Here is a 15,656-nt window from a genome sequence, read left to right as displayed (position 1 = left end):
AGAGTGCGTAGCGTTGAGTTTTGTCATGACCAGATACGGTGAGTTTTCCGGCGCGATGGCCGGCGGCTGCGACCGGCTGGTCCATCCGTCAGCAGATGGCATCGAGCGTTCGCGCCAGCGGCGCCTCGTCGGCTTGCTGCTGGCGGCGCCCTTCCTGGTTGCCGGCGCGGGTGTGTTCCTGGTCTCAGCCAATCTCGGCGCAGCCTCGACCTTTGCCGTCATTTTCGCGGCCTTCAGCCTGAGCTGGCTTGCTGCATTGCTGATTGCCGCGACCGGCAAGACCGGACAGATCGGCGCGACATCCCTTGTTGTCGCAACGACTGCGATCGCTGCGATCGTTGCCGCGGCGGGCGGATTGACGTCGCCGGCGACATTGCTTGTCGCGGCACTCCCGCTGGAGGCGCTGTGGGTCTGGCGGACGCGCAAGGCGGCAAAGCTCGGCACTGTGGCGGCCGTCGTCGCGCTGCTGTCCCAGGCTGTTATCGGTTCCATGCCTTTTGCAGATGGCGCAGCCGTCTCGGCCTGGCAGTGGCTTCTGCCGGTTGCCTGGCTTGCCACATTTGCCGTTCGTGCCGGTGCATTCCTCGATCGCCGCGTCGAACAGCAGGACGCGCCCGCTGGTTCTCTCGAAACGATCCTCAAGGCGGTCGTGTTGCGCATTGCCCATAATGGCGACGTGACCGACGTCTCCGAGCAGGCTCGGACCATGCTCAGGCTGCAGCCGGAGCTGCTGCTGGGAACGGCGCTTTTCGACCGCATCCATGTTGCCGATCGTGTCGGCTATCTCTGCGCGCTGGCTGACATGCGCGACGGTGCGCAACTGCGCGAGGTCGAATTGCGCCTGCGCCTGCCCAGGCAGAATGAGGGCGACGCCGGTGACAATTTCCGGCCGTTCGCGCTCGAGCTGATGAAGGCCGACGGCCAGGCCTTCGTTGCCGTCGTCCGCAACAACGACATGGTTGCCGAACTGCGCGATCAGCTGGCCACCGCAGCTGACGCGGTCAAGAGCGCCGAACTCGCCAAGAGCAATTTCCTCGCCGCCGTCAGCCACGAGCTGCGGACGCCGCTGAATGCGATCATCGGCTTCTCCGACATGCTGCTGCACGAGATGTTCGGTGGCTTCAAGGAGCCGCGCCAGAAGGAATATGTCGGTATCGTCCGCGATTCCGGCCAGCACCTGCTCGACGTGGTGAACTCGATCCTCGACGTCACCAAGATCGAATCGGGCTGCTATGCGATCACGCCTGAGCCGTTCAGGTTCCGCGATGCTGTCGACATGTGCGCCTCGATGCTGGCGCTGCAGGCTGAGGCCAAGTCGCTCGACCTTGCGGTCGAGGTGGCGGCCGGAACGGGGGAACTGAAGGCTGACCGGCGCGCCGTGCAGCAGATGCTGATCAACCTCGTCTCCAATGCGGTCAAGTTCACGCCCGATGGCGGCAGGGTCGAGATCGGCGCCAAGCGTCTCGGTTCGCGCCTGCACTTCTGGGTTTCCGACACGGGCATCGGCATTGCGCAGGACGACCTGTCGCGGCTGGGCACGCCGTTCACGCAGATCCAGAACGACTATACCCGCCGCTTCGAAGGCACCGGCCTCGGACTGTCGCTGGTCAAGGGACTGGTTGCCCTGCACGACGGCACGATGTCGATCGAGAGCGCGCCGGACGAAGGAACGACTGTCACCATCAGCCTGCCCATCGAGGGCCCCGCCTTCCGGCCCGAGCCTGCGCGGGGCGAGTTGATGAAGCTTCCTGCCGGCAGGAACAAGGAGATGCGCAGTGGCCCGCTCCGCAAAGCAAGCTAAACGGCAGGTCATTGAGGAACGTAGCCCGCTGCAGGACGGCGTCCTGGCGCTCGGCGGGCTGATTGCCCGCAACCCGGTCCTGGTGGGCGGATCGACGGCGTTCATGGTGGCGCTGTTTTATGTCTCGGCGAATGCGCTCTGGTATCAGCCCTATGCGCACAAGGGGGCCTTCTTCTCGACCCGCGAGGCGGTCGAGTTTCCCGACATGAACCAGAACGCGCCCGAGACGACGATCAAGATCGAACGTCCCGAGGAGGCTGCGGAGGCCGTGCGCCCGCAGGGCGATCCGCGCATCGAACGGGTGCAGGGTATTCTCAAGGACCTTGCGTTCTACGACGGCAACGTCGACGGGTTGAACGGTCCGGCAACGCGCGGCGCCATCCAGGCCTACCAGAAGAAGGTCGGCATGGCGGCATCAGGCGAAATCGACGCGCAGCTGCTCGAGCAGCTGGGCGCGGCCGACACCACCGCTGGCATCGCCCCGCGACCGACACCACGTGAAGAGGTGATGCCTGCAGCGGCACAAAGGGCAACACAGGCTGCGACGCCGGCACGTGCCGAGCCTGCCGCTGATACCAGCGCGCGGATCATGAAGATCCAGGCCGGGCTGAAGGCTTTCGGCAATGACGGCATCGAGATCGACGGCGTCCCCGGGGCACGGACGAAGTCCGCAATCCGTGAATTCCAGGCCCTGTTCGGGCTGCCGGAAACGGGCGAGCCCGACCCTGGCGTCTATGTCAAGATGCGCGAGATCGGCCTGACCAACTGAAGCAGGGCAGCATTGGCTCGGATTGGCCTGTGCGCGCCGAGCCGCTATAGAGGCTTCGTCGAAACTGCGATCGGGCCCGGTCCTATGCGTCTCACCACTGACTTCTGGGTGTCGGCCCTTTTGCGTCGCGTCTTCGGCGAGGGCGGGTTTGGCGCGATCCTCAACCGTGGCGCGCTGGAAGCAGGTGCCGTCTTCATCCTCACCCGCGATCGTTTCGGCCGCTCGAACCTCTACGGCCCGGCACCGCAGACCAGCTACGACATGGCCCGACCCGGCGAACGCCAGTTCAGCCTGCTTGAAAGCGATGATGACGGCACGGCGATCGAAAAGCGGCTCGAACGCGAGCGGCGTTTCGACCCCGACATCTGGGTGGTCGAGATCGAGCCCGGCAAGACGGGGATCGTCGACCTCGTTGCGATTACGACGCCTTGAGCCGGTCGCCCTTGGGCGTGGAGGACTTGACCCTCGTCTGCAGGCGCTCGGCATTGCTGCGGATGCGGGCACCGACCGACGCGGCCTTCCAGTCGCGAACACGGTCGAGTGCCACGTCGCGATGCAGGGCGCGATAGCGCTCCAGGAACAGCCTGACCGATTCCGCATGGGCGAACTGGCCGGGCAGGATGGCGGCGGCGAGCAGGAATGCCTGCTCTTCGGCGAGGTCGAGCGCCTTGAGCGCGTCGATGAGCTGGGAATAGCCAGACTTCTCGGTGATCGAGCGAGCGGCGAGAAGGTCGATTTCCAACGCGTCGGCAAGGGCTGTCTGGAAGAAGCTGTCGTTGCCCGTCAGCGCCGTCGTCTTGAGCCTGTCGTAGGCCGGCGCGCGCTCTTCATCCGGCATTGCCTGGCGGGGCGTGGCCGGTGTCATCATCGCGCGCAGCTTGCGGCGGACATTCTCGGCAAGCTCACCGGGGACGGGGCCATTGGACATGTCGGGTGCAGCGATCGCGTCGGCGGCTTGCGACGCGTTGGCGGCCGGCTCCTGCTGCCTGGCCACTTCGGGATACACCAGGCGTGGGCGCTCGAGCACCCGGATCAGGTCGGCGATGGTCTTGTGCAGGTTCGGGCGGCGGGCGATGGCGCGCGCATGCGGCAGGCCGTGACGGCCGATCAGCGCGATCAGCGTGACGTCGGACAGAACAGGTGACCGCACGAGCAGCGGTGCTGCGATGTCGACGGGTTCGTCGCAGAGTTTGCGAACCAGGCCGAACGGCGCGTATTCGCTTTCCGAAAGGGCTGCGGCGACAAACCGGCGGGCTTCCACCGATACCTTGTCGAACAGCGGCAGGGTCAGGTCTTCCAATTGGGCGATCTCGCGGCGCGACGGCCGGGGCAGGGCGCAGAAGGCTGAGACCGCTGCTCGGAACAGCCGCTCTGGCTTACCGGTTTCGCGTCCGATGGCAATTTGCCTGAAGTCCGATGCTGACACGAACGGGTACGCCTGACAAAAACTCGACACTGCCCTGGATCGTCTGACGCCCACGCGCCATGGCTTCCTAAGGTGAACATAAACTTAGCGAGGATTTGTTAGCGCACTGTTAACTCTGGCGTTAAGGAATCCGTTTGTTACCAATTGGTTACGCGGATTTTCCAGCGAAACCGGGCAAAGCGGGCCGCACCAGGCCCGTGTCATCGGCAATGCTGCTGCTTTCACGCGCGTCTAACGGCGATCGGATATCTAGAGGATGCCAAGGGCGCAGGCGAGAACCGGGAATTGAATCAAATCCTTGGCAGTAACGGTCTGTTAACCTCTCTGCTGGCCTTATCGAAGCGGAGGCGTTGCGTGCTTACTCCGGTCGAACCGAGAGGGAAATCGCGAACCATGGGCAGCGTTGTGTCATTCATGCCGCGTCAGGCGGCCATCCGCCGGTCTCCCCGGACAGCGGAAACTTCGGCATCCATCATCATCTTTCCAGGCGTGCGCTACGAGCGGACCAAGGGCCCGGCTTCGGGTGCCGGTGAGTTGCGCAACGATGCGCCCCGCCGCAACGATCCCGTGCCGCGTCACTGAAGGCGACGGAGCGGAGCATCCGCAAGGCTGGGCATTGCACGCCCGGCTTGCTGCGCACCCTTACTGGATGTCGCAGTTGATGCCGTCGAGGAAGCGCGACACCGTCGGCTTCCAGCTGTCGTCGGGAACGAAGACGCGAACGACGACGATGCCTTCATCGATGGGCGTTTCGACGAAAATCGATTTCTCGAACTCGGTCGGCAGCTCCTTGCGCAGGTCGATCATCTGTGCCGGTGTCAGCACGACGAAATCGAGGGTGCCGTCGGTCGCGGTGCGGTCGTTGAAGCTGTAGATGTTCTGCCCGCTGCGGTCGTAGACCGAGGCCGACCAGTAGGGGACCTTGCCGGCATTGTCGATGCGGACGACACCTTCGTCGAGATCGAAACGGCAGGCGGCCTCGAAGAAGGACGGATCGAGCGCCTTGACCACCGGCGTGCCGCCGATCTCCTGGTCGAGACGGACGACCTTGTTGGGGCCGGCGACCATGGCAAGGCGCGACCAGGCATCGCGCTCGGAGAAGCTCGGCACCAGAAGCAGGATGACGATGTGGGCGATGCCGGCGCCGATCAGGCCGATCGCCAGGGCATGAAGCAGCCTACGCATTGCACTGGACCCTGACGATGCGCGGCATCTCGATGCCGGAGAGGCCGGTGCTGCTGGCAATGGGCGTGTCGTAGAGGGTCAGCACCAGGTTCATCGCGCCGACACCTGTGACCGAGAGCCAGTTGCCTGGTTCGGGCCGCGTGCCGACCGCGACGCTGATCGAGTTGTCGGGCTGGCGCAGCACTTCCAGCGAATGCAGCGTGGCATCGCGGCGTATCCCCGACTTGAGCGCGATATGCGCCCTGTCGGTCGCATAGAGCGTCCAGAACCTGGCGACCGGCAGCGACCCTTCGATGCGGTAGTTGCATTCGCTCTTCAGGCTAACGCCTGCGGAGTCGCGGTCGGCGACAAAGCTGAGGCCCTCGGCGCGGCCCAGCGCCAGAACGCCGTCGCGGGCGACACGCGCTTTCGAATAGGGGTCGGCTTCCGGGGTGCCGATGTCGGGAAAGGCGGTCCAGGGGCCGACTGACACGGCGCCGATGCCCTCCTGCGAGTTCAGCACCATGCCGACACTGGCAGCGCCGCCGCCGACAGCGACGGCGAGGGCGAGGGCGATCAGGATCGATTGTTTCAGCATGAGCCGCCGCAGGATGGAGTTGGCGGAGGAATATCCTGCCCTTTGACAGGAAGGCAAGCGGGCAGCGGCTGCAACCGGTGGGTGAACATGTGCTGGCCCGAACTTTGCCCCAATCCTTGCCCCGATGTCACAGCGCCGACAGCGTCTCGGGTTCGGGCGGTGCAGCAATCGCGGGCGCCTTGTGGAAGACGTCGGCGATGTCGCGCAGCGCACGGGTGGTCGTGCTGGACAGGACGGGAGGACGGTCGGAGGTATCGACGGCCTGCTGCGGCCCGTTCTTGGCGGCTTCCTCGGCCTTGGCGATGGCCGCCGGATCGACATAGGGATTCTTGATGCCGGGGATCGGCTTGAGGTCGATGTTCTGGTGGGCGTAGGCCATGAAGCGCTGCCAGACCATGGCAGGAAGCGAGCCGCCGGTCATGTTGTTGGTGGTCGAGAAGTCGTCATTGCCCAGCCAGACGGCGGCTGTGTAGTTGCCGGTGTAGCCGATGTACCAGGCGTCGCGATAGGATTGGGTGGTTCCTGTCTTGCCGGCGGAGCGGATGTTGGGCAGCGCCGCCTTGCGCGCCGTGCCGACCTCGGGGATCTGCACCATGATCGAGTTCATCGAGGCGACCGCCTGCTCGGACAGCACGCGGTGCGGCGGCGGCGCATCCTTGCTGTAGTCGTAGATGAGCTGGCCGGAATGGGTGACGAGCTGGGTGATGCCGTGGCGGGTGCCGACGATGCCGTTCTGCGCCAGCACGCTGTAGCCGGTCGCCTGATCCATGACGGTCAGGCCCGAGGTGCCGAGCACCATCGTCTTGTGCGAGCTGACAGGAGATTCGACGCCCATCGCCTCGGCCATCGCCTTGATCGGCGGGATCGACAGATGGTCCTTGGCAAGGCGTACCGGCACGGTGTTGATCGACTTGATCAGCGCGGTCGACAGCGTCATGCGCCCGGAATAGCCGCGGGTGTAGTTCTTCGGCGACCAGGCACCCCAGCTGATCGGGCCATCCGAAATGACCGATTCCGGCGTGAAGCCGTTTTCCATGGCGGTGGCATAGACGTAGGGCTTGAACGACGAGCCGGTCTGGCGCTGCGCCCTGGTGGCGCGGTTGAACTGGCTGGCACCATAGTCACGCCCGCCGACGATTGCGCGCACCGCACCATTGGTCTCGATGACGACGACCGCACCTTCGCTGACGTGATACTCCTTGCCGAACTGGCGAAGGTGAAATTCGACCGACTCTTCCGCCGCCTTCTGGATGTTCATGTCGATGGTGGTGCGGGCGACCAGCGAGTGGATGCCTGATTTGGCCGCGATCTTCTTGACCTCGTCGAAGGCCCAGTCGAGGAAATAGTCTGGGCTCTTGCGGTCGCCGCGGTCGACGATGTCGGCCGGATGCAGCCGTGCCGACAGCACCTGGCCTTCGGTCATGAAGCCCGCCTGCACCAGGTTGCTGAGCACGACATTGGCGCGGGCGCGGGCGGCGGGAAGGTTGATGTGGGGCGCGTATTTGGTCGGCGCCTTGAACAGGCCGGCGAGCATCGCCGCCTCGGCGAGGTTGAGGTCCTTGACCTGCTTGCCGAAGTAGAAGTCGGCCGCAGCTGCAATGCCGAAGGTGCCGCCGCCCATATAGGCGCGGTCGAGATAGAGCTGCAGGATCTCTTTCTTGGACAGGTTCGATTCGAGCCAGATCGACAGGAAGGCTTCCTTGACCTTGCGCTCGACGGTGCGTTCGTTGGTCAGGAACAGGTTCTTGGCCAGCTGCTGGGTCAGGCTCGAACCGCCCTGGACGACCGAATTGGCGCGGACGTTTTCCGACATGGCCCTGACAAGGCCGAGGAAATCGATGCCGTAATGCTCGAAGAAGCGCCGGTCCTCGGTCGCCAGCACCGCCTTGATGACATGGTCCGGCATCTCGTCGACCGGCACCGAGTCGCGCTGGATGATGCCGCGCTGGCCGATCTCGTTGCCGTAGCGGTCGAGGAAGGTGACGGCGAAGTCGTCCTGGTTGCGCCAGTTGCCGGTGGTTTCCTGGAAGGCCGGCATGGCCAGCGCCAGCATCACCACCGAGCCGCCTGCGGCCATGGTGAAGGATTCGCTCAGGACCTCGATGACGCCGCGGCGCCAGCCTTTGACACGGAAGCGGCGGAAGAAGATCGTCGCATTTTCCCAGAACTGCTGCGCCCGGAAGCGGAGTTCATAAAGCGACGAGTCGAGCCAGGCGTCGAATGCCAGCAGACCGGCCGAGATCCGGCCTCGTTTCTTGCGCGGTGGGATGGGATTTTCCATTCGAGACGAGCCCGGCACGTGACTGCAGCTTACACCAAAACACTTTTGCTGGCGAATTCAGGGCGCGCGTCCCTCGGCCCAGCTTCGACTTGTCCCCGATTTTTGTTGCCGCGACAAGAGCAAGTTGAACACAGTCCAGCGATTAGCAGCCGGCATTCTAGCGACGAGGAGATGAAGATTTCGATCCCGAAACGCTGCTGTCTCTCGCGCATCGACGGGCGCCGCCGTCGCGGGCCGCACCGGTCGGTGCCGGCTCGCCTGTCCGTCGGCGGGATCGACGGCAAACCCGCATTGTCGGGGCCGATCGCAGCATTTTGCCGGGTATCGGCAAGAGGACGGATCGGCAAGAATTAGCAGACTTGCAAATGCAGCTGTTTGCATGAATTCATTGTTCATTCCACGTTCAGCACTGGCGTATTAGAAATCCTGACATGAAAACGCTTCGCTCCATATTCCGGCCTGCCATGACTGCGGTCTGCGCGCTTGGCCTGTTTGCCACCTCGGCGGCAGCGGCGCCGATGCCGTCAGCGGAAGGTGGCGAATATCTCGTGGCTGCCGCGGATTGCTACTCGATCGGCCAGCAAGTGGCCGACGAGCATGGCGGCACCCTGGCGCGGGCGTCCGAATCCAACCAGGGCGGCCAGTCGGTCTGCGTCATCGTGGTGCTGGTGCCGGCCAAGGACGGCCAGCGTCCGCGTCGCGTCGAGGTCGTGGTGCCGGCCAACTAGTCTGGATTTCCCGCAACTCCGGAATCGCCTATATCTCCATCATCTTTTCACTGGTCGCAAAACCGCATGCGCATACTCGTCGTCGAAGATGACAAGGACCTGAACCGCCAGATCTCCGAGGCGCTGACCGATGCCGGCTACGTCGTCGACAAGGCCTTTGACGGCGAGGAGGGGCATTTCCTCGGCGACACCGAGCCGTATGACGCCATCGTGCTCGACATCGGCCTGCCGCAGATGGACGGCATCAGCGTCGTCGAGCGCTGGCGCCGCGAGGGCCGCAAGATGCCGGTGCTGATGCTGACGGCGCGCGACCGCTGGAGCGACAAGGTTGCCGGCATCGACGCCGGCGCCGACGATTACGTCACCAAGCCATTCCATATCGAGGAAGTGTTGGCGCGGGTGAGGGCGCTGATCCGCCGCGCCGCCGGCCATGCCTCGTCCGAACTGTCCTGCGGGCCGCTCAGGCTCGACACCAAGGCCTCCAAGGCCGACGTCAACGGCGTGCCGCTCAAGCTGACCTCGCATGAATTCCGGCTGCTTGCCTATCTGATGCACCATATGGGCGAGGTCGTCTCCCGCACCGAACTGGTCGAGCATCTCTACGACCAGGATTTCGACAGGGATTCCAACACGATCGAGGTGTTTGTCGGGCGTCTTCGCAAGAAGATGGGCATCGACATGATCGAAACCGTCCGCGGTATGGGCTACCGCATGCGCGAGCCGGAGGCGTAAGGCGGAAAAGCTGGCCAAACGACTGGGGCGCTGGAAGCGTTACGCGCTCGGGCTCGGACCGCGTTCCCTCGCGTTTCGCGTCATCGCGTTTTCGACCGTCTGGGCGATCCTCGCCTTTGCCCTGATCTTCACCGTCATCAGCTCGCTCTACCGCCAGACCAGCGAGCGCGGTTTCGACAGCCTGTTGTCGGCGCATCTGTTCAATCTCATCGGCTCTGTCGGCGTTTCGGACAGTGGCACGCTGACCGGCGGCCCCGATCTCGGCGATCTCAGGTTCTCCGAGCCTGAATCGGGCTGGTACTGGTCTGTCGAGCCGGTGTCCAAGGGCCTCGTCGGCCAGCTCAGGTCGTCGTCGATGACCGAGCCGGTCACATCGCCTGACGTCGCCGACGTGCCGTTCAACGCCGAGTTCCAGCGCCATTATCGCGTCGCCGGCATCGTCGGCGAGGAACTCGAGGTCTTCGAGACCGAGTTCGTGCTCGATGCGCAGAACCGCATCGCGCGGTTCCGCGTCATGGGCAACCGCTCCGAGCTCGAAGCCGAGATCAGCGGCTTCGAATGGCGCCTGTTCACCTATCTCTCGCTGTTCGGCCTCGGCATGATCGCGATCAACGCCATCGCCATCCTGCTCGGACTGCAGCCGCTGGCGCGCGTGCGCAATGCGCTGGCCATGGTGCGAGAAGGCACGGCGCAGCGCCTGACCGGGCGGTTTCCCGCCGAGATCCAGCCGCTCGCCAATGAAACCAATGCGCTGATCGAAAACAACCGCCGCATCGTCGAGCGCTCACGGACCCAGGTCGGCAACCTGGCGCATTCGCTGAAGACACCTCTGGCGGTGATGCTGAACGAGGGGCGCGCCTTGGGCGGGCCCAAGGGGCAGCTTTTCGCCGATCACGCGGCAGCCATGCAGAAGCAGATCGACCATTATCTCCAGCGCGCCCGGGTGGCCGCACAGCGTGAAAGCGTGGTCTACCGCACGCCGGTGGCGCCTTTGCTCCAGCGCATGGTGCGGGTGATGGAGAAGCTTTCGCGGGGGACGGCGTTTTCGCTGAATTTGCCGGCGACCGAGGTGGTGTTCGCCGGCGAACGCGAAGATCTCGAGGAAGTTGTCGGCAATCTGCTCGAAAACGCGATGAAATGGGCGCACAGTGCGGTCAGGATTTCAGTCGAAGCGGCCGAGCCGGTGAATGAGGAGCCGCCACGGTTTTCGATCCTGATCGAGGACGACGGTCCGGGCATTCCGGAGGACAAGGCGCGCGAGGCGTTGCAGCGGGGCAAGCGCCTCGACGAGACCAAGCCGGGTACCGGCCTCGGGCTGGCGATCGTCGCCGATCTGGTCAAGGAATATGGCGGTACGCTTCGGCTCGAGCGCTCGACGATGGGCGGATTGAAGGCCGTCGTCGAGTTGCGCGGCGTCCAGTAGGGAATAGCAGGAGAAATGGCTGGCCGAATCGGCCCCATTTCGGCCAAAGATGCAATCTAACGCGGCGCCAAGCCCTTGTAAGCGGACGCAAATTCGGGACCGGTGATGAGCAGGACACTTCAGGTAGCACTGGTTGCGGGATTGCTTGCCGGCTCAGGCTGCACGACCACCAGCTTGAGCAGCGGTGGCGGCGTGGTGCCGGCGCTTGGCGGCGGCGACGATGGCTCGAGCGGCAAGGTTGCCACACGCATCATCAATGCCATGGATGGCGGCCTCATCGGCGGCACGATCGGCAATGGCCTGAACAGCGACGACCGGCGCAAGGCGCTGGAAGCCGAATACCGCGCGCTGGAATATGGCCAGGGCGGACAGGCAGTCGCCTGGAAGGGTGACGGACGGTCGGGCGAAGTCGTGGCCGCGCAGCCCTATCGCGTCGGCTCTCAGGACTGCCGCCAGTATTCGCAGACCGTGTTCACCACCGGCACGCCGTTGACCGCGCGCGGCACGGCCTGCCGCAATGCCGATGGAAGCTGGACGCCGCTGACCTAAGTCTTCACGTGTTGTTGCTTTGGCACGGGCGTTCGAACCGTCAATAAGCCGCAGCACGGAGATGTTGGCAGCTTGGAGGCTGCTGGCTATTTAGGTGACATGCTGTTCTGGATCATAGCCGCTGTTCTGACGCTTGGTGCAAGCCTTGCGGTCTTGTTGCCGCTGACGCGGCATGCCAGGGCCAGGGACGATGCCAGCCATGACCTCGAAGTCTATCGCGACCAGCTTGGCGAGGTCGACAGGGATGCGGCGCGCGGGTTGATTGCTGCCGCGGATGCCGAACAGGCCCGCGCCGAGATCGCGCGCCGGATCATCAGGCTCGATGCCGAAAATGCGCGCGAGCCAAAGAAGGCATCGCAGCTTGGGCCTCGTCTCGTCGGCATGATCGCCGTGCTGGCCGTGCCGCTGCTGAGCTGGGGCGTCTACACCGCGATCGGCTCGCCCACCGTTCCCTCCCAGCCATTGAGCGCGCGCCTGTCGCAGAAACCGGCGGACAGCTCGGTCGACGAGCTGATTGCCCGCGCCGAGGCGCATCTGGTGGCCAATCCGTCCGACGGCCGCGGCTGGGACGTGCTCGCCCCTGTCTATCTCAGGATCGGGCGCGCCAACGATGCCGTCACCGCCTATCGCAACGCCATCCGCATCCTCGGCTCGACCACGGCGCGCCAGGCCGGCCTCGGCGAGGCGATTGCCGCCGCCGCGGGCGGCATCGTCACGTCGGACGCGCGTCTCGCCTTCGAGGCCGCGCTCAAGCTCGAGCCCGCCGATGCCAAGGCCCGCTATTTCCTGGCGCTGGCGCTCGCCCAGGAGGGCAAGATTTCAGACGCCGCCGCTGCCTGGCGGCTGCTGGCCGCAAGCCTGCCTGCCGGTGCGCCGTGGCGTGCGGCAACCGAGCAGGCGATAGCCCAGGCGGAGGTGCGTGCCGCACCGGTCAAGGAGGCCGCCGGCGCGCCTGCACCGAGCCAGGACGACATCGACGCGGCCGCATCCATGTCGTCGGGCGATCGCACGGCGATGATCGAGGGCATGGTGGCGACGCTGGACGAAAAGCTGCGCCAGAACCCGCGCGATCCGGAAGGCTGGCTCCGGTTGGTGCGTTCATACCAGGTGCTCGGCAAGACCGATCTGGCGCAGGATGCGCTCGGCCGGGCCTATGCGGCGCTCGGCCGCGACAGCGAGGGCGGCCGCAAGCTGACGGAACTTGCAGGCTCGCTTGGCCTTGATGTCACGGAGTAGACGATGACGCGCAAGCAAAAGCGGCTTTCGGTGATCGCGGGCGCGCTGGCCTTCCTGGGCGCCGCCACCGCGCTGACCTTCTACGCGCTTGGCCAGAAGGCGTCCTATTTCTACATGCCCGCCGACCTGCAGACGGCGACCCTGCAGCCCGGCCAGCGCATTCGCCTCGGCGGCCTTGTCGAGAACGGCAGCATCCTGCGCGGGCAGGGCACCCAGGTCGAGTTCGGCGTCACCGATTCCGAAAAGACGGTGAAAGTGCGCTATACAGGCATCCTGCCCGACCTCTTCCGCGAGGGGCAGGGCGTGATCACCGAAGGCAGCTTTGGCCCCGACGGCGAGTTCATCGCCGACAGCGTGCTGGCCAAGCACGACGAGAACTACATGCCCAAGGAAGTCGCCGACAGCCTGAAGGCAAAGGGCGTATGGCAGGAAACGACGCAATGAAGGGCGGGCAGCGCTGATGGTCGAGACGGGTCACTTCGCGCTTATCCTGGCGTTCGCCCTGTCGCTGGTGCAGTCGCTGGTCCCGCTCTATGGGGCCTACAAGGGCGACACCAGGCTGATGGCGGTCGGCGGTCCTGTCACCGTCACCGGCTTTGCCCTGATCGCCCTGTCTTTCGCCGCATTGACGATGGCCTATGTCCAGTCCGACTTCTCGGTCGCCAATGTCTGGGAGAATTCGCACTCGCTGCAGCCGCTGATCTACAAGTTCACCGGCACCTGGGGTAACCACGAAGGCTCGATGCTGCTGTGGGTGCTGATCCTCAGCTTCTTCGGCGCCTTGGTCGCGGCCTTCGGCAGCAACCTTCCGGCCACGCTGCGCGCCAACGTGCTCGCCGTCCAGGGCTGGATCGGCACGGCCTTCCTGCTGTTCATCCTGATCACCTCCAACCCGTTCGCCCGCCTCGTTCCGGCGCCGATCGAGGGCAAGGACCTCAACCCGATCCTCCAGGACATCGGTCTCGCTGTTCATCCGCCGCTGCTCTATCTCGGTTATGTCGGCTTTTCCGTCTGCTTCTCCTTTGCCGTCGCAGCCCTGATCGAAGGCCGCATCGACGCGGCCTGGGCCCGCTGGGTTCGGCCGTGGACGCTTGCCGCCTGGGTGTTTTTGACCGGCGGCATCGCCATGGGGTCCTACTGGGCCTATTACGAGCTCGGCTGGGGCGGCTTCTGGTTCTGGGATCCGGTCGAAAACGCGTCCTTCATGCCTTGGCTGGCCGGCACCGCACTGCTGCACTCGGCCATCGTCATGGAAAAGCGCTCGGCGCTGAAGATCTGGACGCTGCTGCTCGCCATCCTGACGTTTTCGCTGTCCTTGCTCGGTACCTTCCTGGTGCGTTCGGGCGTGCTGACTTCGGTCCACTCATTCGCCAGCGACCCGAGCCGCGGCGTGTTCATCCTGTGCATCCTGACGCTGTTCATCGGCGGTTCGCTGGCGCTGTTTGCCTTCAGGGCATCGCAGCTGACAGCCGGCGGCATCTTCCACCCGATTTCGCGCGAAGGCGCGCTGGTGCTGAACAATCTGTTCCTGACCACGGCGACCGCGACCGTGCTGATCGGCACGCTCTATCCGCTGGTCGTCGAAGCCTTGTTCGGCGACAAGATTTCCGTCGGCGAGCCGTTCTTCAACCTCACCTTCGGCCCGCTGATGATCCCGCTGCTGGTCGTCGTGCCGTTTGGTCCATTGCTGGCCTGGAAACGCGGCGATGTCTTTGCTGTGGCGCAGCGGCTGATGTTTGCCTTTGGCGCCGCCCTGCTGGCGGTGCTGGTGACCTACCTGTTCATCGACGGCGCCTCGGTGTTTGCGGCGCTCGGCGCCGGCCTTTCGGCCTGGCTCGTGCTCGGCGCGCTCACCGATCTCGCCTTGAAGGCAGGCATCGGCAATGTCGCGCCCAGGATGGCGCTGCGCCGTTTCGTCGGCCTGCCGCGCTCGGTGTTCGGTACGGCGATCGCCCATCTCGGCCTTGGCTTGACGCTGCTCGGCATCGTCGGGGTGCTGTCCTTCGAAAAGGAAGCGATCCTGGTGATGAAGCCGGGGCAGGTGGTCGAAATCTCCGACTACCGCCTGCGCTTCGACGGGCTGACGCCGGTGCGTGGGCCGAACTTCACCGAGGACCAGGGCCATTTCTCCCTGCTCGGCGCCAACGGCCAGCCCAGCGCCGTCATCATGTCGTCCAAGCGCTTCTATCCGGTGCGCCAGATGCCGACGACCGAGGCCGGCATCAAGACGATGTGGCTCAGCCAGCTCTACATCTCGCTCGGCGATGAAGCGGGCGACGGCTCGGTGGTGGTGCGTGTCTGGTGGAAGCCGCTGGTGACGCTGATCTGGGGCGGATCGCTGGTCATGATGCTGGGCGGTTTCGTCTCGCTGCTCGACCGCCGCCTGCGGGTGGGCGCGCCGGCGCGGCGCAAGTCCGCCAAGACGGTTGCGGTGGCGTCATGAAGGTTCGGCTGCCGGCGCTCGCGGGATTTGTCGCCGCACTGCTGTTTGCGGGAACCGCGTTTGCGGTGAAGCCCAGCGAAATGCTGGCAGATTCGAAGCTCGAGGCGCGCGCGCGGCTGCTTTCGGAAGAGCTGCGCTGCATGGTCTGCCAGAACCAGTCGATCGACGAATCCGATGCCGAACTGGCCGGCGACCTGCGCGTGCTGCTGCGCGAGCGGCTGCTGGCCGGCGACAGCGACGAGCAGGTGATGGCCTATATCGTCTCGCGTTACGGCGAGTTCGTGCTGCTCAAGCCGCAGTTCAACCTGCGCAATGCCTTGCTGTGGGGCACGCCGGTGCTGCTGCTGCTCGGCGGCGGCACCTTCGTCGTCCTGCAGGCCCGCTCCAGGCGCAGGCAGGAGCCGGCCGGGCTGACAAAGGACGAGCAGGCAGCGCTCGACGCGATCCTGAACAAGGACGCCTGAGCCCGCCCAACATTACGAAAGTTTCATGCTTCGGAAATGGTG

Annotated in this window: 16 protein-coding genes; 12 read left to right on the top strand and 4 right to left on the bottom strand. The window is 64.9% G+C overall.

The features are described from left to right. The first annotated feature begins 25 nt into the window (after positions 1–25). The 3 genes from SLT36_RS22495 to SLT36_RS22485 all read left to right on the top strand — a co-directional run bounded on the left by SLT36_RS22495 (position 26) and on the right by SLT36_RS22485 (position 3,002). A complete protein-coding gene (locus SLT36_RS22495; protein WP_432284511.1) occupies positions 26–1,801 on the top strand; it encodes an ATP-binding protein in 1,776 nt (591 codons plus the stop codon). Beyond that, positions 1,776–2,570, top strand: coding sequence for a peptidoglycan-binding domain-containing protein (locus tag SLT36_RS22490; protein ID WP_432284510.1), 795 nt, complete (start codon positions 1,776–1,778; stop codon positions 2,568–2,570). The genes SLT36_RS22495 and SLT36_RS22490 overlap by 26 nt, the downstream gene beginning before the upstream one ends. Positions 2,571–2,654: 84 nt before the next feature. Continuing rightward, positions 2,655–3,002 carry a DUF1491 family protein gene (locus SLT36_RS22485; protein ID WP_067964346.1) on the top strand — a complete coding sequence of 116 codons (348 nt, stop codon included), beginning with the start codon at positions 2,655–2,657 and terminating at the stop codon, positions 3,000–3,002. Here the strand turns inward: SLT36_RS22485 and SLT36_RS22480 are convergent. Next, on the bottom strand, positions 2,989–3,996 hold the full coding sequence (locus tag SLT36_RS22480) for a DUF2336 domain-containing protein (RefSeq protein ID WP_432284509.1): 1,008 nt from the start codon (positions 3,994–3,996) through the stop codon (positions 2,989–2,991). The genes SLT36_RS22485 and SLT36_RS22480 overlap by 14 nt on opposite strands. Before the next feature lie 393 nt (positions 3,997–4,389). Here SLT36_RS22480 and SLT36_RS22475 point away from each other — a divergent pair, with 393 nt between their 5' ends. Beyond that, positions 4,390–4,578 (top strand): hypothetical protein, encoded by a 189-nt coding sequence (locus SLT36_RS22475; protein WP_067964341.1) that lies wholly within the window; start codon positions 4,390–4,392, stop codon positions 4,576–4,578. 60 nt (positions 4,579–4,638) lie between these two features. Here SLT36_RS22475 and SLT36_RS22470 read toward each other — a convergent pair whose 3' ends face one another. From SLT36_RS22470 to SLT36_RS22460, 3 genes are all read right to left on the bottom strand, one after another. Beyond that, on the bottom strand, positions 4,639–5,181 hold the full coding sequence (locus tag SLT36_RS22470) for a DUF1254 domain-containing protein (protein ID WP_432284508.1): 543 nt from the start codon (positions 5,179–5,181) through the stop codon (positions 4,639–4,641). Then, the gene (locus tag SLT36_RS22465; protein WP_432284507.1) at positions 5,174–5,758 is read right to left on the bottom strand and encodes a DUF1214 domain-containing protein; all 585 of its coding nucleotides are present in this window, start codon (positions 5,756–5,758) and stop codon (positions 5,174–5,176) included. Before SLT36_RS22465 ends, SLT36_RS22470 begins: the two co-directional genes overlap by 8 nt. Before the next feature lie 127 nt (positions 5,759–5,885). Continuing rightward, positions 5,886–8,039, bottom strand: coding sequence for a transglycosylase domain-containing protein (locus SLT36_RS22460; protein WP_432284506.1), 2,154 nt, complete (start codon positions 8,037–8,039; stop codon positions 5,886–5,888). Between the two features lie 431 nt (positions 8,040–8,470). On the opposite strand from SLT36_RS22460, the gene SLT36_RS22455 reads away from it, so the two are divergent. The 8 genes from SLT36_RS22455 to SLT36_RS22420 all read left to right on the top strand — a co-directional run bounded on the left by SLT36_RS22455 (position 8,471) and on the right by SLT36_RS22420 (position 15,614). Further along, positions 8,471–8,767 (top strand): hypothetical protein, encoded by a 297-nt coding sequence (locus tag SLT36_RS22455; RefSeq protein ID WP_067964334.1) that lies wholly within the window; start codon positions 8,471–8,473, stop codon positions 8,765–8,767. Positions 8,768–8,833: 66 nt separating this feature from the next. Then, on the top strand, positions 8,834–9,499 hold the full coding sequence (locus SLT36_RS22450) for a response regulator transcription factor (protein WP_067964332.1): 666 nt from the start codon (positions 8,834–8,836) through the stop codon (positions 9,497–9,499). A 22-nt stretch (positions 9,500–9,521) separates the two neighbouring features. Next, positions 9,522–10,922, top strand: a complete 1,401-nt coding sequence (locus SLT36_RS22445) for an ATP-binding protein (RefSeq protein WP_192319625.1) — start codon at positions 9,522–9,524, stop codon at positions 10,920–10,922. Positions 10,923–11,027: 105 nt separating this feature from the next. Next, positions 11,028–11,471, top strand: a complete 444-nt coding sequence (locus tag SLT36_RS22440; RefSeq protein WP_432284505.1) for a hypothetical protein — start codon at positions 11,028–11,030, stop codon at positions 11,469–11,471. 99 nt (positions 11,472–11,570) lie between these two features. Beyond that, complete coding sequence (ccmI, locus tag SLT36_RS22435; protein WP_432284504.1) at positions 11,571–12,707, top strand: c-type cytochrome biogenesis protein CcmI; 1,137 nt, start codon at positions 11,571–11,573, stop codon at positions 12,705–12,707. Positions 12,708–12,710: 3 nt separating this feature from the next. After that, positions 12,711–13,151, top strand: a complete 441-nt coding sequence (ccmE, locus tag SLT36_RS22430) for a cytochrome c maturation protein CcmE (protein ID WP_067964325.1) — start codon at positions 12,711–12,713, stop codon at positions 13,149–13,151. A gap of 16 nt (positions 13,152–13,167) precedes the next feature. After that, entirely contained in the window at positions 13,168–15,150 is a 1,983-nt protein-coding gene (locus tag SLT36_RS22425; RefSeq protein WP_432284503.1) for a heme lyase CcmF/NrfE family subunit, read from the top strand. Beyond that, complete coding sequence (locus tag SLT36_RS22420; RefSeq protein WP_432284502.1) at positions 15,147–15,614, top strand: cytochrome c-type biogenesis protein; 468 nt, start codon at positions 15,147–15,149, stop codon at positions 15,612–15,614. Before SLT36_RS22425 ends, SLT36_RS22420 begins: the two co-directional genes overlap by 4 nt. The last annotated feature ends 42 nt before the right edge of the window (positions 15,615–15,656 follow it).

The sequence above is a fragment of the Aminobacter sp. BA135 genome (assembly GCF_050859125.1).
Lineage (GTDB): Bacteria > Pseudomonadota > Alphaproteobacteria > Rhizobiales > Rhizobiaceae > Aminobacter > Aminobacter ciceronei.
This window is presented reverse-complemented; position numbering and strand designations above follow the sequence as displayed.

What these genes read in the sequence shown, in the direction of transcription:
- SLT36_RS22495 (WP_432284511.1), top strand. Translation starts at nt 26, where the DNA reads ATGACCAGATACGGTGAGTTTTCCGGCGCGATGGCCGGCGGCTGCGAC.
- SLT36_RS22485 (WP_067964346.1), top strand. Translation starts at nt 2,655, where the DNA reads ATGCGTCTCACCACTGACTTCTGGGTGTCGGCCCTTTTGCGTCGCGTC.
- SLT36_RS22475 (WP_067964341.1), top strand. Translation starts at nt 4,390, where the DNA reads ATGGGCAGCGTTGTGTCATTCATGCCGCGTCAGGCGGCCATCCGCCGG.
- SLT36_RS22470 (WP_432284508.1), bottom strand. Translation starts at nt 5,181, where the DNA reads ATGCGTAGGCTGCTTCATGCCCTGGCGATCGGCCTGATCGGCGCCGGC.
- SLT36_RS22465 (WP_432284507.1), bottom strand. Translation starts at nt 5,758, where the DNA reads ATGCTGAAACAATCGATCCTGATCGCCCTCGCCCTCGCCGTCGCTGTC.
- SLT36_RS22460 (WP_432284506.1), bottom strand. Translation starts at nt 8,039, where the DNA reads ATGGAAAATCCCATCCCACCGCGCAAGAAACGAGGCCGGATCTCGGCC.
- SLT36_RS22455 (WP_067964334.1), top strand. Translation starts at nt 8,471, where the DNA reads ATGAAAACGCTTCGCTCCATATTCCGGCCTGCCATGACTGCGGTCTGC.
- SLT36_RS22450 (WP_067964332.1), top strand. Translation starts at nt 8,834, where the DNA reads ATGCGCATACTCGTCGTCGAAGATGACAAGGACCTGAACCGCCAGATC.
- SLT36_RS22440 (WP_432284505.1), top strand. Translation starts at nt 11,028, where the DNA reads ATGAGCAGGACACTTCAGGTAGCACTGGTTGCGGGATTGCTTGCCGGC.
- ccmI (WP_432284504.1), top strand. Translation starts at nt 11,571, where the DNA reads ATGCTGTTCTGGATCATAGCCGCTGTTCTGACGCTTGGTGCAAGCCTT.
- ccmE (WP_067964325.1), top strand. Translation starts at nt 12,711, where the DNA reads ATGACGCGCAAGCAAAAGCGGCTTTCGGTGATCGCGGGCGCGCTGGCC.
- SLT36_RS22425 (WP_432284503.1), top strand. Translation starts at nt 13,168, where the DNA reads ATGGTCGAGACGGGTCACTTCGCGCTTATCCTGGCGTTCGCCCTGTCG.
- SLT36_RS22420 (WP_432284502.1), top strand. Translation starts at nt 15,147, where the DNA reads ATGAAGGTTCGGCTGCCGGCGCTCGCGGGATTTGTCGCCGCACTGCTG.